This window comes from Pseudomonas syringae KCTC 12500 (assembly GCF_000507185.2).
Lineage (GTDB): Bacteria > Pseudomonadota > Gammaproteobacteria > Pseudomonadales > Pseudomonadaceae > Aquipseudomonas > Aquipseudomonas syringae.
In genome coordinates, this window is sequence record NZ_AYTM02000002.1 from 5,368,797 (window position 1) to 5,385,625 (window position 16,829).

Annotated in this window: 16 protein-coding genes and 1 pseudogene; 8 read left to right on the forward strand and 9 right to left on the reverse strand. The window is 60.0% G+C overall.

Going from position 1 to position 16,829, the window contains the following annotated elements; all coding sequences use genetic code 11:
* The first annotated feature begins 29 nt into the window (after positions 1 to 29).
* The 5 genes from V476_RS23980 (at position 30) to V476_RS29565 (ending at position 3,681) form a co-directional block, all read left to right on the forward strand.
* On the forward strand, positions 30 to 1,595 hold the full coding sequence (locus tag V476_RS23980; protein WP_024960890.1) for an ABC transporter substrate-binding protein: 1,566 nt from the start codon (positions 30 to 32) through the stop codon (positions 1,593 to 1,595).
* 70 nt (positions 1,596 to 1,665) lie between these two features.
* Positions 1,666 to 2,193 carry a CMD domain-containing protein gene (locus V476_RS23985; RefSeq protein WP_024960891.1) on the forward strand — a complete coding sequence of 176 codons (528 nt, stop codon included), beginning with the start codon at positions 1,666 to 1,668 and terminating at the stop codon, positions 2,191 to 2,193.
* On the forward strand, positions 2,193 to 2,780 hold the full coding sequence (locus tag V476_RS23990; protein ID WP_003346746.1) for a peroxidase-related enzyme: 588 nt from the start codon (positions 2,193 to 2,195) through the stop codon (positions 2,778 to 2,780). Before V476_RS23985 ends, V476_RS23990 begins: the two co-directional genes overlap by 1 nt.
* A 104-nt stretch (positions 2,781 to 2,884) precedes the next feature.
* Positions 2,885 to 3,274, forward strand: coding sequence for a metallophosphoesterase (locus V476_RS29560; protein ID WP_258043933.1), 390 nt, complete (start codon positions 2,885 to 2,887; stop codon positions 3,272 to 3,274).
* Positions 3,271 to 3,681, forward strand: a complete 411-nt coding sequence (locus V476_RS29565) for a metallophosphoesterase family protein (RefSeq protein ID WP_258043934.1) — start codon at positions 3,271 to 3,273, stop codon at positions 3,679 to 3,681. Before V476_RS29560 ends, V476_RS29565 begins: the two co-directional genes overlap by 4 nt.
* 191 nt (positions 3,682 to 3,872) lie before the next feature.
* Here V476_RS29565 and V476_RS27715 read toward each other — a convergent pair.
* The 8 genes and pseudogenes from V476_RS27715 to V476_RS24030 form a co-directional block, all read right to left on the reverse strand.
* Positions 3,873 to 4,088 (reverse strand): annotated as a pseudogene (locus V476_RS27715) (fatty acid desaturase); the annotation flags it as partial.
* A gap of 24 nt (positions 4,089 to 4,112) precedes the next feature.
* A complete protein-coding gene (gene dhaL / locus V476_RS24000) occupies positions 4,113 to 4,775 on the reverse strand; it encodes a dihydroxyacetone kinase subunit DhaL (RefSeq protein ID WP_024960892.1) in 663 nt (220 codons plus the stop codon).
* 3 nt (positions 4,776 to 4,778) lie between these two features.
* Positions 4,779 to 5,780: a dihydroxyacetone kinase subunit DhaK gene (locus V476_RS24005; protein WP_003402617.1), complete on the reverse strand. Its 1,002-nt coding sequence runs from the start codon at positions 5,778 to 5,780 to the stop codon at positions 4,779 to 4,781.
* 40 nt (positions 5,781 to 5,820) lie between these two features.
* Entirely contained in the window at positions 5,821 to 6,936 is a 1,116-nt protein-coding gene (locus V476_RS24010; protein ID WP_024960893.1) for an MDR/zinc-dependent alcohol dehydrogenase-like family protein, read from the reverse strand.
* Positions 6,937 to 6,965: 29 nt separating this feature from the next.
* Entirely contained in the window at positions 6,966 to 7,721 is a 756-nt protein-coding gene (locus V476_RS24015) for an SDR family oxidoreductase (RefSeq protein ID WP_024960894.1), read from the reverse strand.
* A gap of 208 nt (positions 7,722 to 7,929) precedes the next feature.
* Positions 7,930 to 8,940 carry a substrate-binding domain-containing protein gene (locus V476_RS24020; protein WP_003317693.1) on the reverse strand — a complete coding sequence of 337 codons (1,011 nt, stop codon included), beginning with the start codon at positions 8,938 to 8,940 and terminating at the stop codon, positions 7,930 to 7,932.
* 43 nt (positions 8,941 to 8,983) lie between these two features.
* Positions 8,984 to 9,961 (reverse strand): ABC transporter permease, encoded by a 978-nt coding sequence (locus tag V476_RS24025; protein ID WP_003317694.1) that lies wholly within the window; start codon positions 9,959 to 9,961, stop codon positions 8,984 to 8,986.
* Positions 9,958 to 11,445: a sugar ABC transporter ATP-binding protein gene (locus tag V476_RS24030; protein WP_024960895.1), complete on the reverse strand. Its 1,488-nt coding sequence runs from the start codon at positions 11,443 to 11,445 to the stop codon at positions 9,958 to 9,960. Before V476_RS24030 ends, V476_RS24025 begins: the two co-directional genes overlap by 4 nt.
* Positions 11,446 to 11,723: 278 nt before the next feature.
* Between V476_RS24030 and rpiB the strand changes: the two genes are divergently transcribed.
* The 3 genes from rpiB (at position 11,724) to V476_RS24045 (ending at position 15,678) form a co-directional block, all read left to right on the forward strand.
* Positions 11,724 to 12,185 (forward strand): ribose 5-phosphate isomerase B, encoded by a 462-nt coding sequence (gene rpiB, locus V476_RS24035; protein ID WP_003317697.1) that lies wholly within the window; start codon positions 11,724 to 11,726, stop codon positions 12,183 to 12,185.
* A gap of 67 nt (positions 12,186 to 12,252) precedes the next feature.
* On the forward strand, positions 12,253 to 13,233 hold the full coding sequence (locus tag V476_RS24040; protein ID WP_024960896.1) for a sugar-binding transcriptional regulator: 981 nt from the start codon (positions 12,253 to 12,255) through the stop codon (positions 13,231 to 13,233).
* 69 nt (positions 13,234 to 13,302) lie between these two features.
* On the forward strand, positions 13,303 to 15,678 hold the full coding sequence (locus V476_RS24045; RefSeq protein WP_024960897.1) for a glucose/quinate/shikimate family membrane-bound PQQ-dependent dehydrogenase: 2,376 nt from the start codon (positions 13,303 to 13,305) through the stop codon (positions 15,676 to 15,678).
* 88 nt (positions 15,679 to 15,766) lie between these two features.
* On the opposite strand, the gene V476_RS24050 is transcribed toward V476_RS24045, so the two are convergent.
* Complete coding sequence (locus tag V476_RS24050; RefSeq protein WP_024960898.1) at positions 15,767 to 16,540, reverse strand: helix-turn-helix transcriptional regulator; 774 nt, start codon at positions 16,538 to 16,540, stop codon at positions 15,767 to 15,769.
* Positions 16,541 to 16,829 lie beyond the last annotated feature (289 nt).

Sequence of the window (16,829 nt, forward strand, 5' to 3'; positions counted from 1 at the left end):
CCTCTGCCATTGCGTACAAGGAATTACCCATGAAACCACTCGTTCGTTCGTTGCTGGCGTCGGCCCTCTTGCTGGCCGCCGGCAGTGTCACTGCACAGGACTTGCGCATCGGTTACGCCGACCCGGTCTCGTCCCTCGATCCACAGCTCAATAACTATGCCGGAGACCGCTCGGTAGCCTTGCATGCCTTCGAGTCGCTGGTCAGCCGCCGTGATGACAAGACCTTGCCAGGTCTGGCCAAGAGCTGGAAGGTCGTGGACGACACCACCTGGGAGTTCGCCCTGCGTGATGACGTCAAATGGCAGGATGGCACGCCGCTGACGGCTGATGACCTGGTCTTCTCCTTCGAGCGTGCACGCAGCGTACCTGGCAGCGTGGCTTCTTACGCAGGCGCCATGCGTACCGTTGAATCGATCAAGGCCAAGGACGATCACACGCTGATCATCAAGACCCGTTCGCCCAATGCCAATCTGCTGCCGGACATCGACTCGATCTATATCGTCAGTCGCCACGCCGGTGCGGCAGCCAGCAGCGCCGATTACAACTCGGGCAAGGCGATGATCGGCACCGGGCCTTACCGGTTTGTCTCGTTCGTGCCGGGCGATCGCACGATATTCGCTCGCAATGAAAATTACTGGGGTGGCAGACCGACCTGGGACAAGGTTTATTTCCGTTTTATCGCCAACGCCGCCAACCGTACCGCGGCTTTGCTGGCGGGCGATGTCGATGTGATCGACAAGGTATCGCCTACCGATGTGGCGCGCCTGCGCAAAACGCCGAACGTCAATGTCTTCGCTTATCAGGGATTGCGTGCGCTGATCATTCAGCCGAGTTTCCGTGCTGGCCCGAACGAGTTCATTCGCGACAATGCGGGCAAGCCGCTGGCCGAAAACCCGCTGCTGGATGTACGTGTGCGCAAGGCGCTGTCCCTGGCGATCAATCGTCCGGCCATCAACGAACGCATCATGCAAGGCACCGTCACCGAAGCCAATCAATGGATGCCGGCCAACACGTTCGGTTACAACCCGCAGATCAAGAATATCCCCTATGACGTCAAGCAGGCCAAGGATCTGCTGGCGCAGGCAGGCTTTCCTGAAGGCTTCCAACTGACTGTGCATGTGCCGGGCGACCGTTATCCGCAGGCACCGGAGGTCATGCAGGCGGTGGCGCAGTTCTGGACACGGATTGGCATCAAGGTTCAGCTGGAGGTATTGCCGTGGGCGGTGTACGCGGGCAAGGCCAACAAGAATGAACTGGCGATCAGCGTGATTGCCTGGGGCAATGGCACCGGCGAAGCGGCGTATGCCCTGACCAATATTCTGACCACGGTCGATAACAGCAAAGGGCAGGGCGCTTCCAACTGGGGCCATTACAGCAATCCGCTGGTGGACAAAGCCCTGGCTGACTCAACCGCCGAATTCGACGAGGCCAAGCGGCGCAAGATTCTCCAGGACTCGGTGCAGATTGTCAGCGACGACGTCGGCATCATCCCGCTGTTCCATTACCAGAACATCTGGGCAGCGCGCAAAGGCCTCAAGGTCGAACCACTGGTCAGCGATCGCACTGCAGCGACCATGGTCACCGAGCAGCCTTGATTATCTTCCATTGACGCGCCGCTTTTGCGAGCGGTTGCGCGAATGCAACCACAGCATCGCAGGACCTTTCATGACATCGACCACTGAATATTCAACGATACCGGACGTGCTCGACAGCCTGCTGGGCATCGCACCGGGCAGCCCGCTGCACGCGGTTCGCCATGCGCGGGACAAGGTGGCCCTGGCAACCCAGGGCAGTCAGGACTTGTTTTTCGACCCGGCGCTGGCGCACAACCTGTCGCTGAACGAGCGCCTCTGGGTGGCTTATTACGCAACGCTGCTGAGCGCGCAGCCGATCCTGAGCGGGTATTACCTGTCGCAATTGCAGGCGGCAGGCGCCGAGGCTAACGTGCTAGCCGATGTGGACGCCAGCCAAATCGATCTGCTGGAGGATCAACGCCTGGCGGCGATCCTGCGCTTTACCAGGACCTTGATCGAGTCTCCGGTACACGGCGATCAAAGCGCATTGCAGGCGCTACAACATCAGGGGCTGAGCACCGCTGAAATTGTGGTGCTGGCACAACTGATCGCCTTTCTGTCCTACCAGGTGCGTCTGGCCGCAGGGCTGGGTGCTTTAAAGTCTGCCGGAGCAGCCTGATGAGCGAACTCATAGAAATTGAAGGTTTCACCAATCAGGTGCTGGGCTGGAAAGCCTGGTTGCCCACCGTGGACCTCGACAGCGCGAGCGCCGAGCAGGTCGCTGTGCTTGAAGAAAGCCACCCGCAAGCCAAGACCTCGGATTACTACCTGACACTGGCCCATCATCCGGACATTCTTCGCCAGCGCTCTCAGGCGTTCAACGCAATCATGTACGCACCCGGCGGCCTGTCGCGCGCCGAGCGAGAGCTGGCGAGCACAGTGGTGTCGCGCATTAACCGCTGCGTGTATTGCGCGTCGGTGCATGCGCAACGCTTCGAACAACTGGCCAAGCGCAATGACGTCATCGCCCAGGTGTTTGCCGACCCCGCAACGGCCGGCACGACGGCACGTGAAAAAGCGATCGTGCAGTTCGCCATCGACCTGACGCTTGAACCGGCTTCGCTCAACGCCGGCCATATCCAGGCGCTATACGAACAGGGGCTGGACGAGACACAGGTGCTGGACCTGATTCACGCCATCTCGATATTTGCCTGGGCCAACCGGCTCATGCTCAACCTGGGGGAGCCGGTGTTTCCCGAGGCGTGAGGGTAGCAGCGGCCAGTCCCAGTGCTTGAGGTGCAGTCTGGCCCGGTCGTTGCAAGTTCACTGCATAAGTGAACACGCGACCCGGACACGATTGAGGTAATGGAATGCTGATAGCACACATTTCGGACACACATGTACGGCCCAGAGGGCAACTCTATCAAGGCGTGGTGGACTCCAACGCAATGCTGGCCGCCGCCGTCGACACGATAAATGCCCTAGACCCACCACCCGATCTGATTGTATTCAGCGGTGATCTGGTGGACGAGGGGCGGCCCGAAGAGTACGCGATGGCCCGGGAATTGCTGCAGCCGCTGCGGCAAAAGCTGCTGATGATACCGGGCAACCATGATCACCGGCAGAACCTGCGCGACGCTTTTCCCGAGACGACTACTTCATCAATGACCAGGATTGCAGTTTCGTCTACTCGGGTTCTGCGCCGGTGCGCATCATTGGTCTGGATATCAGCGTCCCGGATCAGCATCACGGCGATATGACCGACACTGCGACCCAGTGGCTGGATCGCACACTGGCGCTGGAGCCGGACAAACCAACGCTGATCATGATGCACCAGCCTCCGTTTTCCAGCGGCATCCCCTACATCGATGCGTACCGTTGTGAAAGGGGCGAGCGGCTGGCAGAGGTGGTCTGCAGATACCCGGCCATCGAGCGCATAGTCTGTGGGCATATTCATCGCTTCATGCAACTGCGCTTCGGCGGGACGCTGATGTGTACGGCGCCGAGCACGACGACGGCCATCGCCTTGCGACTGCACCCCGAGGCTGCCGACGCTTCCTATGTCGAACCGCCTGCATTGCTGCTGCATCACTGGAAAGCCGACACGGGCCTGATCACCCATTGGGTGCCGATAGGTCGTTTCGAAGGTCCCTTTGACTTCGCCTGACCCGGGATGACCCTGACAGCGCAGGCTGTCAGGTCGCCTGCTCCTTGGCCAGACTGGAGCTCGCCAGGTTGCGAGTTTCTGTCATTTGATCAATCACCGATAACGCAATGCTTCCAGCAACGGGGCAAGGTCGTTGACCGCCGCGTGGCCAATAATAGTGAATGACTACTCTGTGTCGGATCGCGCAGGCATTAGTATTTCTGCTTGAGCCTCGACCACATCAGCGATGCAAGCGAGCGGGATGCCATGAGCTGTTCCCCGGCTCGAACTGCAGAGGGCAGGGCATGCCACGGTATGCTCGCAGTTCGGTGGTGCTGCAAGTGCAGGTTGATGTGGTAGGGCCAGATGAACAATCGTCCCAGCCAGCCGACGCGCCAGGCGTAGGTCCAATCTCCCTGGCCGGGCGATTCGAGCTTTGATCGCGCTGTGCTTTAACGGTCTTTCAGCCTCGGCTGCACTGAATCCGCCAGTTGCGTCAGTATCAGGCAGCACGACACCGCGCCTGCATCCAGCACGCCGAGCGACCGTTCGCCGAGGCGGCTCGCCCGGCCTATCTTCGCGACCAGATCACGGGTGGAATCGCGCCCTTGTGATGCAGCGCTTTTCATTGTATCGAGCGCTGCACTGAATGATTCCCCCCGGGCGTGGGCCTGCTCGAAGGCTTCGACGGCCGGAATCAAGGTATCCATCAAGCATTTGTCGCCGACCCCGGCTTCGGTGATGTCCTGCAGTGAGGTGAGGCCGCCGCGAAGCAGACTGGCGAAGGCAGCGGCATCGATCTGCTCGCAGCCGCGTACCTGATCGGCCATGCCGATAAACAGGCTGCCGTACAGCGGGCCCATGGAGCCGCCGATGCCTTCCATCAGACTCAGGGTCAGCTCATCCAGCGCCTCGGCGAGGCTCAGCTGGCGGCCTTCGATGGTACGACCGCAGTGGGCGAAGCCCTTGGCCATGTTGATGCCATGGTCGCCGTCACCGATCGCGCCATCCACTTCGCTGAGGTATTCGCGATTGGCGACGATCACGCTCACCAGGTCGGCAACGATCGGAGTGCCCTGCTGCGCAGGGAGATACGTAGAAAAATGCTCGCTCATGGTTCACTCCGCCTGGGTCATGCCGATGGAACGGCAAGGGTGGTCGATCAGCTTTTTCAGCTCGGCGTCCAGGCCCAGCAGCGTCAGGGTTACCCCCATCATCTCCAGCGACGTAAAGTAATTGCCCACGTAGCAGCGATGGATTTTCAAGCCTCGGGCCTTGAGCAGGCGCTCCACTTCGGCGTAGAACACGTAGAGCTCCATCACCGGCGTTGCTCCGAGGCCTGAAACCAGCACGACTACGCTGTCGTCCACGCTGAAATCCCGATCGGCCAGAATCGGCGCCAGCATGCGTTCTGCCATGGCCGCCGCAGACTCGATGTCGATGACTTCGATACCCGGTTCGCCATGGTGGCCGATGCCCAGCTCCATTTTGCCGTCGGGGATCTGAAAGTTGGGCTTGCCGACCGCCGCGATGGTGCAGGGCGTCAGGCCGATACCGATGGATCGGCATTGATCCACGGCCTTCTGCGCGACGCGGATCACGCCGTCCAGATCGTAACCGTGTGCAGCCGCGGCGCCGCCGACCTTCCACATGAAAATTTCCCCGGCCACTCCGCGTCGCTTGGCGATATCGGATTTCGGTGCCGAGGCCACATCGTCGTTGGCCACCACCGTGCGCACTTGCAGGTCTTTGCTGGCGGCCATTTTCATCGCCAGCTTCACGTTCATGTTGTCGCCCGCGTAGTTGCCGTACAGGCAGGCGATGCCTGCACCGTGATCGGCCGCGCGGAAGGCGTCGAAAAAGCTCTTGGCCGTGGGCGAGGAAAAAATCTCGCCGACCGCTACTGCATCCACCAGCCCGGGACCGACATAACCAAGAAAGGCCGGTTCATGACCGGAACCGCCGCCGGTGACGATCCCTACGTGCCCTTGCTCTGAAGGGCGGGTTTTGCTGATGACCCGCGGGTTACCTTCACTTTGCGACAGTTCGGGGTGCGCTACCAGAATGCCGCGCAGCATGTCCTCGACCACCTGGTCCGGATCGTTTATCACTCGGTTCATAACGCGATTTCCTGTGTTCTTTTTATAAGGATCGGGCGGATCAGGGTTCCAGAACCACCTTCAATGATTTATCACCTCGCTCCATGACGGCAAACGCCTCCTTGAACTCCGCCAGGGGGAATTTGTGCGTGACGACGTCGCGCATGTCGATCTTGCGGTTGCCGATAAAGTCGATGGCGCGCGGGTACATGTAGGGACCAAGGTGAGAACCGAGCACGTCCAGCTCCTTGCGGTCACCGATGATCGACCAGTCCACTGTGGCCTCATCGTTGAATACGCTGAACTCCACAAAGCGTCCGAGTTTGCGCAGCATCGCCAGGCCCTGATTGACCGCCTTATGGTGTCCGGTGGCTTCTATATAGATGTCGCAACCGTAGCCGTCGGTTATCTCACGGATCTTCGCCAGCACATCGACCTCGGCCGGGTTCCACACCTCGTCGGCACCCATGCGCAGGGCGAGGGCGGCGCGCTCGGGCTTCATGTCGAGAACGATGAGTTTTTTCGGGTTACGCATGCGAACCGCGCCAATGATCCCGAGGCCCAGTGTGCCGGCCCCGGCGACGACCACAATGTCGTCGAAATCGACATCGGCCCGTTCGGCTGCGTGCAGCGAGCAGGCCAGCGGCTCGATGAGAATGGCTTCGTCCGCGGCAATCGAGTCGGGCACCTTGTGAATGATGCCTTCCTTGGTAAAAATCATGTACTGGGCCATGGCGCCCTGCACGTTGTTCTGGAAGCCGTAAAGGTCGTGCTTCTGGCACATCCAGTACTGTCCGTGGTTGCAGAAGCGGCAGCCCCAGCACGGCACGATCTGCTCGGAGATCACCCGGTCGCCGATCTGCACGCCACGCTTTTCGGCACCAGGGCCGAGCGCCACCACGCGACAGACGAATTCATGGCCGGGAATCATCGGTGGTTTGACGTAGCGAGGCTGCTCGGCATCGCCCCAGAACGAGGGCGCGCCGCGATAGGTCTTGATGTCGCCCATGCAGATGCCACACAGCTCGACCTTGGTGAGGATTTCGTCGGGGCCGGGAGTCGGCACATCCACGGTTTCCAGCCGGTAGTCTTCCGGACCGTGGCAGACCACGGCCTGCATGGTTTTCGGTATGACCGGTGAAAGTTGTTCGGCAGTGCGTTCGGTGACGGTGGACATGACGATGAACCTCACGACAGAAAAATGAATTACTGGATGCTGTAGCCGCCGTCGATCACTACGTTTTCGCCGGTGATCATGCTGGCTGCGTCGCTGAGCAGGTACAGGGCCAGCCCGGCTATTTCCTCCGGCTGAGCGAAGCGGCCTGCCGGGATCTGTGTTTTGGCCCGTTCTCCGACTTCGCCCGCCCAGGCCTTTTTGCCCAGCGCAGTCTCGACGATGGTGGGCGATATGGCGTTGACGTTGATGTGCGGTGCCCACTCCATGGCCAGTACTTTGGTCATGCCGACCACTGCGGCCTTGCTCGCGCAGTACGCGACGTGCCTGTCCAGGCCAATGACTGCGGCCTGCGAGGCAAGGTTGACGATGCGTCCGCTGCCTTGGCCGAGCATGTGTCGCGCGCAGGCCTGGGCGACGAAGAAACTGGCCTTGAGGTTGATCTCCAGCGTCGTGTCCCAGGCCTCTTCGCTGACGTCGACAGCCTTGTCCAGCACGGCAACCCCGGCACTGTTGATCAGGTAATCAATACGCTTGAAATGCTCGAAGACGCTGTCGATGGTGCTGTTGACCTGATCGACGCTGCGCAGGTCGACCGCAATACCAATGTGCCCGCTGCCCAGGCTGGCGGCAACCTCGGCCACTGCCGGGTCACGGTCCAGCAGTGCGACCCGCGCCCCGCGTGCGACCAGCAGGCTGGCACAGGCAAGGCCAATCCCGGCTGCTCCGCCGGTGATGACCGCACAACGGCCATTGAGATCGAACGCCTTGTTCCAGAATTCAGACATGAAGATGACTCCTGTAGCGCTGTTTTTTTGAAGATTCAAACACGTTAGCTTTTGATTCTGGCCGAAGGCCGTGGGAGCGAACTTGTTCGCGAAGAGGCCGGTATGACCGCCGAAAATGCGTCGTTTGAAATACTGTCTTCGCGAACAAGCGAAGCGTCGCCCGGTTCGCTCCCACGCCCTTCGGGCAGAAGCGGGAATCTCAGACCGCTTACTTGCCGCCGCTGACCTGTTTGTACAGTGCATCGGCGTTGGCATCGGTGACCGGCACCCAGGGCAGGATGTAGTTCTTGTCGGTGCCGTCGCCCCATTTGACGTCTTTGGCATAGCGCTCCCAGATCACCGACTGCGGCTTGTAATCCTTGCCGGCCAGGGTGCGAAGGGCGACATCGAGGGCGCCCTGCGATTGGGCCTGGGCGTCCTGCAGGAAGGTCGTGATTTCATTTTTCTTCGCCGCCTGGATGGCGTCAGGCATGCCGTCGATGGAGGTGATCGGCACATCGGCAGGCTTCAGGTTGCGTGATATCACCGCTTGCAGGGCACCGAGAGCCATGTCGTCGTTCTGCGAAATGATCCCGGAGATGCCGCCGTTCTGATGCGCGTTGAGCCAGTCTTCAGTCAGGGTCTGGGCTTCGGCCCGGGACCAATTGGCGGTCTTCTTCTCGATGATCTTGATGTCCGGGTGTTTGCTCAGGACTTCCAGTTCACCTTTTTCCCGATCAATTTGCGCCGACTGGCCAATCGGCCCCTGGATGATCACCACATTGCCTTTGCCCTTGAGTTTGTCGACCATGGCCTGTGCCTGCAGGCGACCACCCTCGACATCGTCGTTGCCGACGTAAGGCACCTTGTTGCCAGCAACCCGGGTGTTCGATGCGATGACCGGTATGTCGTTTTCCATCGCCCTGGCCACCGTGCCGACGCCGGCCTTGGTGTCGATGGGCACGAAAATGATCGCATCGTAGTGCTGAGTGATCATGGTCTCTATCTGATTGTTCTGGGTCAGCGCATCGTAGTTACCGTCGAACACGGTGATTTTCACGGTGCCGTCCTTGACCGCCGGATGCTCCTTGAGCTCTCGCACCCAGTTCTGCATGAACTGCCCCTTGAGGCCATACACCGCCGCGCCGATCTTGTAAGTCTTGCCATCGGCGGCCATGGAGATACTGCTGGCGAGCAGGGAGAACGCCGCGACAGCGGCCAGGGATGTACCGAATTTCATGATAAGAACCTCGTTATTGTTGTAGTCAGTCGTTCATGCCGGTTTAGCGTTTTTTCTTGCGCCACACATCAATCAACACTGCGAACACGATGATCAGGCCCTTGGCGACCTGCTGGTAATAGGAGGACACGCCGAGCAGGTTAAGGCCGTTGTTGATCACGCCGATCAGTAGCGCACCAAACAGCGTGCCGACAATGCTGCCGGTGCCTCCCGACAGACTGGTGCCGCCGATGACCACTGCTGCGATAGCGTCCAGTTCGTAGGACATGCCGGCCTGGGGCAGGGCGGAGGTGGTTCTGGCGGACAGCACTACGCCTGCCAGTCCGGCGAGCAGCCCGGAAACCACGTACACCGAAAACATCACCTTGCGTACGCCGATACCGGAGGTGCGTGCGCTCTTTTCGTTACCGCCGACGGCGTACACGTAACGGCCGTAGGTGGTGTAGCGCAGGACCATCCAGAAAATCAGCGCAACCACCGCGAAGATAATGATCGGCACACCAATCGGGCCGATCCGGCCGATACCCAACGCCAGGTATTCTTCGGGCAGGTCAGTCACCGGGCTGCCGTCGTTGAGGATGAAGGTCATGCCGCGGGCGATGCTGAGCATGCCCAGGGTGGCGACGAACGGTGGAATCGAAAGATTGGCGACCATGAAGCCATTGACCACGCCGAGCATGGCACCGGCAAACATGCCTGCGCTGACTGCCGCCAGCAGGCCATAGCCCTGTGTCGCCACCAGTGCGCTGCACAATCCGGCGAACGCCAGAATCGAGCCGACGGAAAGGTCGATGCCCTTGGTCAGGATCACGTAGGTCATGCCGACCGCGAGAATGCCGTTGATCGAGGTCTGGCGCAGGATGTCCATCCAGTTGCGCCAGGTCATGAAATATTCGCTGGCAAAAGCCAGTACCAGGCACAACAGAATGAACACCAGCGGCAGGCCGAAACGGTCGAGAGACAGACGCAGGCGGCTGCGTGGAGACGTGGAGGCTGGTGCGATGATGGTTTTGGCATTCATGAGGCAAGACTCAACAGGACTTCCTGGGAAAGATCGGCATCGCTGCTGATGGTCACCAGCTTGCCACCTTTGAACACGGCGATTCGGTCACTGAGGCGCAGCAGCTCCGGCGCCTCCGAAGAGACCACGATGGCAGCCCCGCCAGCGCGTACGAACTGATCCAGCAGGTGATAGATTTCCTGCTTGGCACCCTCGTCGATGCCCCGGGTCGGCTCGTCGCAGAGCAGGCACACCGGTTCGGTGGAGAGGCATTTGGCGAGGACGACCTTCTGTTGGTTGCCGCCGCTCATCGACGCGACGGTCAGATCCAGCGACGTCGTCTTGATCTGCAGGCGCTTGACCATGTCTTCGGCCAGCCTGTGCTCCTTGCGGGCATCGATCAGCGACCAGTTCGACAGCCGGCGGTAAGCCGACAGCGCGATGTTGGACAGGATGCTGCCACTGAGCACCAGACCGCTGTCCTTGCGGTCTTCGGTGACCAGTGAAACGCCCGCGCGAATGGTCGCCTTGGGCATACCGACCGGCAGTGGCTTGCCTTGCAGGGTCACGCTGCCGGCGTCCGGTGTGGTCAGGCCATAGAGACAATTGAGGAACTCGCTGCGACCCGAGCCCATCAGCCCATAAATGCCGAGAATTTCGCCGTGACGCACGTGCAGGCTGATGTCTTCGAACTCGCCGTTGCGGCTCAGGCCCTCGACCTTCAGGCAGCACTCGGCTGCGCATTCGCGGCCGACCTTGTGATCGATACGCGCCAACTCCTGACCGACAATACCGCGCACAAGGTGTGCCCGGTCGATATCGGCCATGCGTCCGCTTTCGACAAAGGCGCCGTCGCGAAAGATGCTGTAATCGTCGGCAATCTGTGCCAGCTCGCTGAGGCGGTGGGAAACATAGATGATGCCCGCGCCCCGGGCGGCAAGCCGGCGGATGGCCTTGAACAGGATTTGCGCCTCACGCTCGCCAATGGCCGAGGTGGGCTCGTCCATGATCATCACTGAGCAGTCATGGCTGAAGGCCTTGGCAATTTCCACCAGTTGTATCTGCGCCACACTCAGCAAATGCATGGGGCTGGTGGCGTCGACGTCGAATTCCAGCTCGTCCAGCAGTGCGCGGGTGCGTCGGTTCAGTTCCTTGCTGTCAACAATGCACCCGGCCCGACGTGGCTCGCGGCCCAGCCAGATGTTCTCGGCGACGGTCATGAAGGGGATGGGTTCCAGCTCTTGGGTGATCATCGCAATCCCGGCTGCCAGAGCATCGCCGGGACGATTGAACTGCACCGGCTCGCCGTTGAGCAGGATGGTCCCGGCATCACGTTGGGTGATGCCCATCAGAATGCTCAGAAAAGTGGACTTGCCGGCGCCATTGCCGCCGCACAGGGCGTGCACGCTTCCGGCTCGCAATGAGAGACGCCCGTCACGCAGGGCGGGGATGCCAGCGTAAGCCTTGGTGACGTGTTCAGCCTGGAGCAGTAATGGCATGGCCATTGGCGTGTCCTCGTGCTGTGAATTCTTATTAGGTGCTGATGCGTTGCTCAGTGAGCATATGTGTACCAAATGAAATTCTGATCAGTCAATCTGTTTCATATAAAAGTTTTGAAGTGCCGCCTGAGAGGCAGTGCTGCGGCGATTAGGAGCTTTTATTGAGTGTTCGCTGGAAAACTTGCTTGACAGAACAGAGCTAATGTTCGAGAAATGGCTGATTGGAATTTCACCGATTGAACATTTGGTCAGATGATAAGACCTCGGCAGCGGAGCCTGATGCCATGAACACACCTTTCGCGGTGGCTATCGGATGTGATGAAGCGGGTTATGAACTCAAGGAATTGTTGAAGCGCCATATCGAGTCGCTGGGTTATCCGGTGACCGATTTCGGTACTCATTCCACGGCCCCGGTGCTTTACCCGGACATCGCCCTGGCCGTGGCCACAGCCATCAACGCCGGGCAGCAGCGGCTTGGCGTGCTGGTCTGTGGGACCGGAATAGGCATGGCCATCTCCGCCAACAAGGTCTTCGGCATTCGTGCGGCCCAGGCTCACGACACCTATTCGGCAGAGCGAGCGCGCAAGAGCAACGATGCGCAAATTCTTTCTATCGGTGCACGGGTGATCGGCACGGAACTGGCGAAAAGCATCGTCAAATCGTTTCTGGAGTCTGAGTTCGAAGCCGCGCGCTCCGGCGCCAAGGTCGAACGCATCAATGCGATAGAGCGTGACGGACATCAATAGTCAGTGGACGGGACAGGGCGGGAGTAGGGAGAATGTGCCTTTGACGCCGAAACGGAAGCCCGTTCACATGAGTGACAGTACCCAGCGCATGGCCAGCGACATCGACCTGATGACTGAAGTCGCTATGCTCTATTACCTTGAGAACGTCACTCAGGAGGCCATCGCCAAACGCTTTGACCTGTCGCGCGCAAAAGTCAGCCGACTGCTCAAACGCGCACGTGATGAAGGGATTGTCGAAGTACGGGTGCTGCAGCACCCGGCGATGAACAACGAGCTGGAACTGGCGCTGGTCGAGCGCTTTCAACTGGACAGGGCGTTGATTGCAGTCGACCACAGCGACCCGGACACCCAGCGCTCGGCGGTCGCCAGCCTGGTTGCCAATTACCTGAACAAGACCCTCGGCGACGGCATGATCGTCGCGGTAGGCATGGGCCGCAATGTGGGTGCGGTTGCGGACAACGTCTTCCTGCCGGTGACGCGCAACTGCACATTTGTCTGTGCCATCGGCGGTTCGCTCAAGGCGGGCGAGTACATGAACCCCGACCACATCTGCCGCCGTCTGGCGCTGCGCTTCGGTGGCGAAAGCGAGAGCCTGTACGCCCCGGCGCTGGTCGCCAACCCCGAACTGCGCAGTGTTCTGATCAGCAACGACACCGTGCGCTCGACGCTTGACCGTGCGCGGCGTGCCGACATGGCGCTGATCGGTATCGGTGACATGAGCGAGAACAGCAATATGGTGCGCATGGGCTGGTTCTCCCCGCAGGAAATCGCCCAGGCCAGGCTGTCCGGCACGGTGGGCGACATGATGGGCTATGACTTCATCGACATTCATGGCAAGCCTGCGGTGAATGCCATACAGGGCCGGGTGATCGGCCTGACCGTGCAGGAATTGTTTCGTATCCCGGATGTAGTGGCCATCGCCAGTGAAAACACCAAGGCCGCCGCCACGCTGGGTGCCTTGCGCTCAGGCGTGATCAACACCCTGGCAACCACCGTCACCAACGCCCATACCATCCTTGCCCTGGATGACGCGACACGCAAAAACTGACACTACGGGCGAAATCCGTGGTCGAAAGCGTCGCTGCGCAAGATCGGATAACAATAAAGGGCAAGGAAGATGATTCTCAAAGTGACCGGTATCGTCATCGCGATACTCAGCCTCATTCTGCTGTTCATGGGTGCGCAACTGGTGGCTGCCGGCGGTTCACCGGCCTACTCGGTGATTGCCCTGGGTTTGCTGGCCACAGCAACCCTGGTATTCCTGAAAAGGAAATCGGCACTTACCCTGTATGCCTTGATGATGTGGGCGATCCTGATCTGGATCATCTACGAAGCCGGCCTCGACAGATGGCAGTGGATCCCTCGCGGCGATCTGTTTGCACTGATTGGCCTGTGGCTGGCCATGCCTTGGGTAGTGCGGCCGCTTTATCAGGCTTGCTCGAGTAGCGATAAGCGTCGTTTTCATCCGTTGCTGGGCGGTACGCTTGGCGCAATGCTGCTGATCGTGATTGCGCTGATGTTTCACGATCCGTACCCGCAGCAGGGGTGGATCGACAACGTGGCGACCACCCGCAGCGCCGAGTCGGCAGGCCGTGACTGGGCTGCATATGGCGGTAGCAACGCGGGCCAGCGCTTCTCCAGCCTCGATCAGATCAACCCGGACAACGTCGGCAAGCTGTCAGTCGCTTGGGAATACCACACCGGCGACCTGCGTGATGAGGACAAGGACGCTGGCGAGTACACCTTTGAAGCGACGCCCCTCAAGATCAACGACCGGGTGTACGTGTGCACGCCTCATAACGAAGTGCATGCACTGAACCCGCAGACCGGGCAACTGGCCTGGAAATACACCCCCGAAAAAAAACGCTCGTACCTGCAACAGCATCAGACCTGCCGTGGCGTCAGCTATTATTCCGCGGCCTCCAGCTCGACGGGTCAGCCACAACAGCCGGCTCAGTGTGCCAAACGCATCATCACCGCGACTGCAGACGCCAGACTGGTAGCGCTTGATGCCGACACCGGCAACCTGTGCAGCGACTTCGGCAGCGGCGGGGTGATCGACTTGAGCGTCAACATGGGCACCATCCGCCCGCACGCGCTGATGCAGACCTCCGCGCCACTGATTGCCGGTGAACTGATCGTGATCGGCAGCTCGATCATGGATAACGGCTATAACGATGGCAACCCGTCGGGTGTGATTCGCGCCTACGACGTCATCGCCGGCCGGCTGGTATGGAACTTCGATCCGCAAAACCCGGACAACACGCAACCCATAGCGGCTGACCAGAACTATCCGCAAGATACGCCGGTCGCTTGGGCAACCCTGAGCGCCGATGTTAAAAACGGTCTGGTGTACGTCCCGTTTGGCAACGCTTCGCCCGACGAAAACGGCACCCGGCGTAACCCCGACAGCAACACCGAGCAGTTTCGCGATGCGCTGGTGGCACTCGACCTGAAGACCGGCGCGCTACGCTGGAAATTCCAGACCTCGAACAATGACCTCTGGGATCGCGACAACCCCTCGCAGCCCTCACTGCTGGATCTGGGAAAGGACGGCAACCGCCAGCCTGCCGTGGTATTGCCGACCAAGGTCGGCAACATTTTCGTGCTTAACCGACTGACGGGGGAGCCGATCGTGCCTGTCGATCAGGTCAGTGTGCGCACCGATGGCGGTGTCGAAGGCGAGCGCTTTGCACCCACCCAGCCGGTCTCGCGACTTAACTTCATCCCGCCGGTGTTGACCGAGAAGTCCATGTGGGGCGTTACGCCGTTTGACCAGATGGCTTGCCGGATCGCTTACAACACACTTCGTTATGACGGTAACCCCTGGACACCGGCCACCGAGTCAGGCTCGCTGATCTATCCCGGCAATATAGGCGTGTTCAACTGGGGTTCGGTGGCCGTGGACCCTGACCGCCAATTGCTGATCGCCGCACCGGTGCGCCTGGCGTATGTCTACAACCTGATCAAGCGCCCCGCGCAGGCCCAGGAAAAACGCCTGTTCACTCAGGAGGGCAAGCCCTACTGGAACGAGAACTTCGACGGTGACTCCGCCATTCGTATTTCCAGATTCGCCTCAAGCCTTGCCATCCCGTGCACAGCGCCACCGTGGGGGACCATGGCCGGGGTCGACCTGACAACTGGCAAGACCCAATGGATGCGTCGGGTCGGCACCACCAAAAACCTCAAAACCAGCTTCATGCAGGGACGTTTCCCGGTTGGCTTTCCCATGGGCATGGTCGCCCATGGCGGTCCGATGGTGACGGCAGGCGGACTGGCCTTTCACGGCGCGACGGCGGATAACTTTTTCCGCGCCTACGACGTCAATAGCGGCAAAGTGCTCTGGGAATACGAGTTACCCGCGGGTGGCCAATCGATTCCTTCGACGTATACCGGCAACGACGGCAAACAGTACGTGGTCATCGCTGCTGGCGGTCACGGATCGCTTGGTACGACGCTGGGCGACAGCGTGATTGCCTTCCGGGTTGATTGAAAACAGGAGCGTCTGTGCGAAAGGGCCTTTAGTGGCCCTTTTTTCCGGGTGCGTATCGCTGCAGTTCATTCACCAGGGCATACGCGCTTCAATCACCTGCCATCCAGCGTGCCAGGCCATGTCGTCCGCTGACGCCCAGTTTGGCGGTAGCGCGCTTGAGGTAGGTCTCCACCGAACTGTTCTTGACCTTGAGGCGCTGCGCCATTTCAGCCACGGTGCCACCGGTCAGCAAGCCCAGGCAGACTTCCTGCTCGCGTGCTGAAAGTGTGACCGAGTCCTGTGCAAGCCTGCCAGTGAATGCCTGATCCAGCGAGCCAGGCTCAGGTTCGACGCGGGTGGCGTTGTTGCTGGACTGAGCGAGGCTCTGCGCGTGGTGCTCGACCAGCGGCAACAGCGTATCGGAGAGGCTTTTGAGCAAGGACAGTTCTGTCAGCGAAAACGCCCGCAACGCAGTCAGCCGATAAAAGCAGATGATCAGCCGACGTTCGCCGTGGCTGGACACCAGATTGCACTGGTGGGTGTTGTGCTGAGGATGTTGCGCGCTCAGCGGGGTCTTGAGCTGAATCAGCAACGGGTCCTGCATGTGCAGAATGCTGGGTAGCAGAGGATGGCCGGTGGTCTCGCTGCCGGGAGGGTCATGCTTCAGGCCCGCACTGCCCAGCGGATTGATACGACTGATGCTGCTCTCGCGCAGGTCCAGCGTCCATTCACTGAGGCCAAGCCCGTGAATGGGCACCAGTGAATCCACCAACTGCAGCATATGCCCGGCAAAGGTGTCGTCGCCCGTACTGGACACCAGTTTGGCCAGTTGCAGATAAAAGCGTGGGTCGTCGTGGTACTCGAAATGTTGCGCCGTGTTCATCTTGAGCTTTCCTGATTCCGACCGCGCAAAAACGGACCATGTCGACTGCTGCGCGGCAACTACTGATTGCACTTACTGATAAGCCTGATGATGGCACTTGGTCTCCGGGTATTCAGCCTAACCTTTCATCCTGCGTCTGTAACAAAAAACAGGGACAGGATTGCAATCCGCTGAAAGTGGATCTGCGGTGGCATTTGGCCGTACGGCACTGTCCGGGTTAAAGGGGCCATACACATGTGGGACGGCAGTGCTTAATCCGCTGCCTACCCGCCAAGAAGGATCTTGAGCC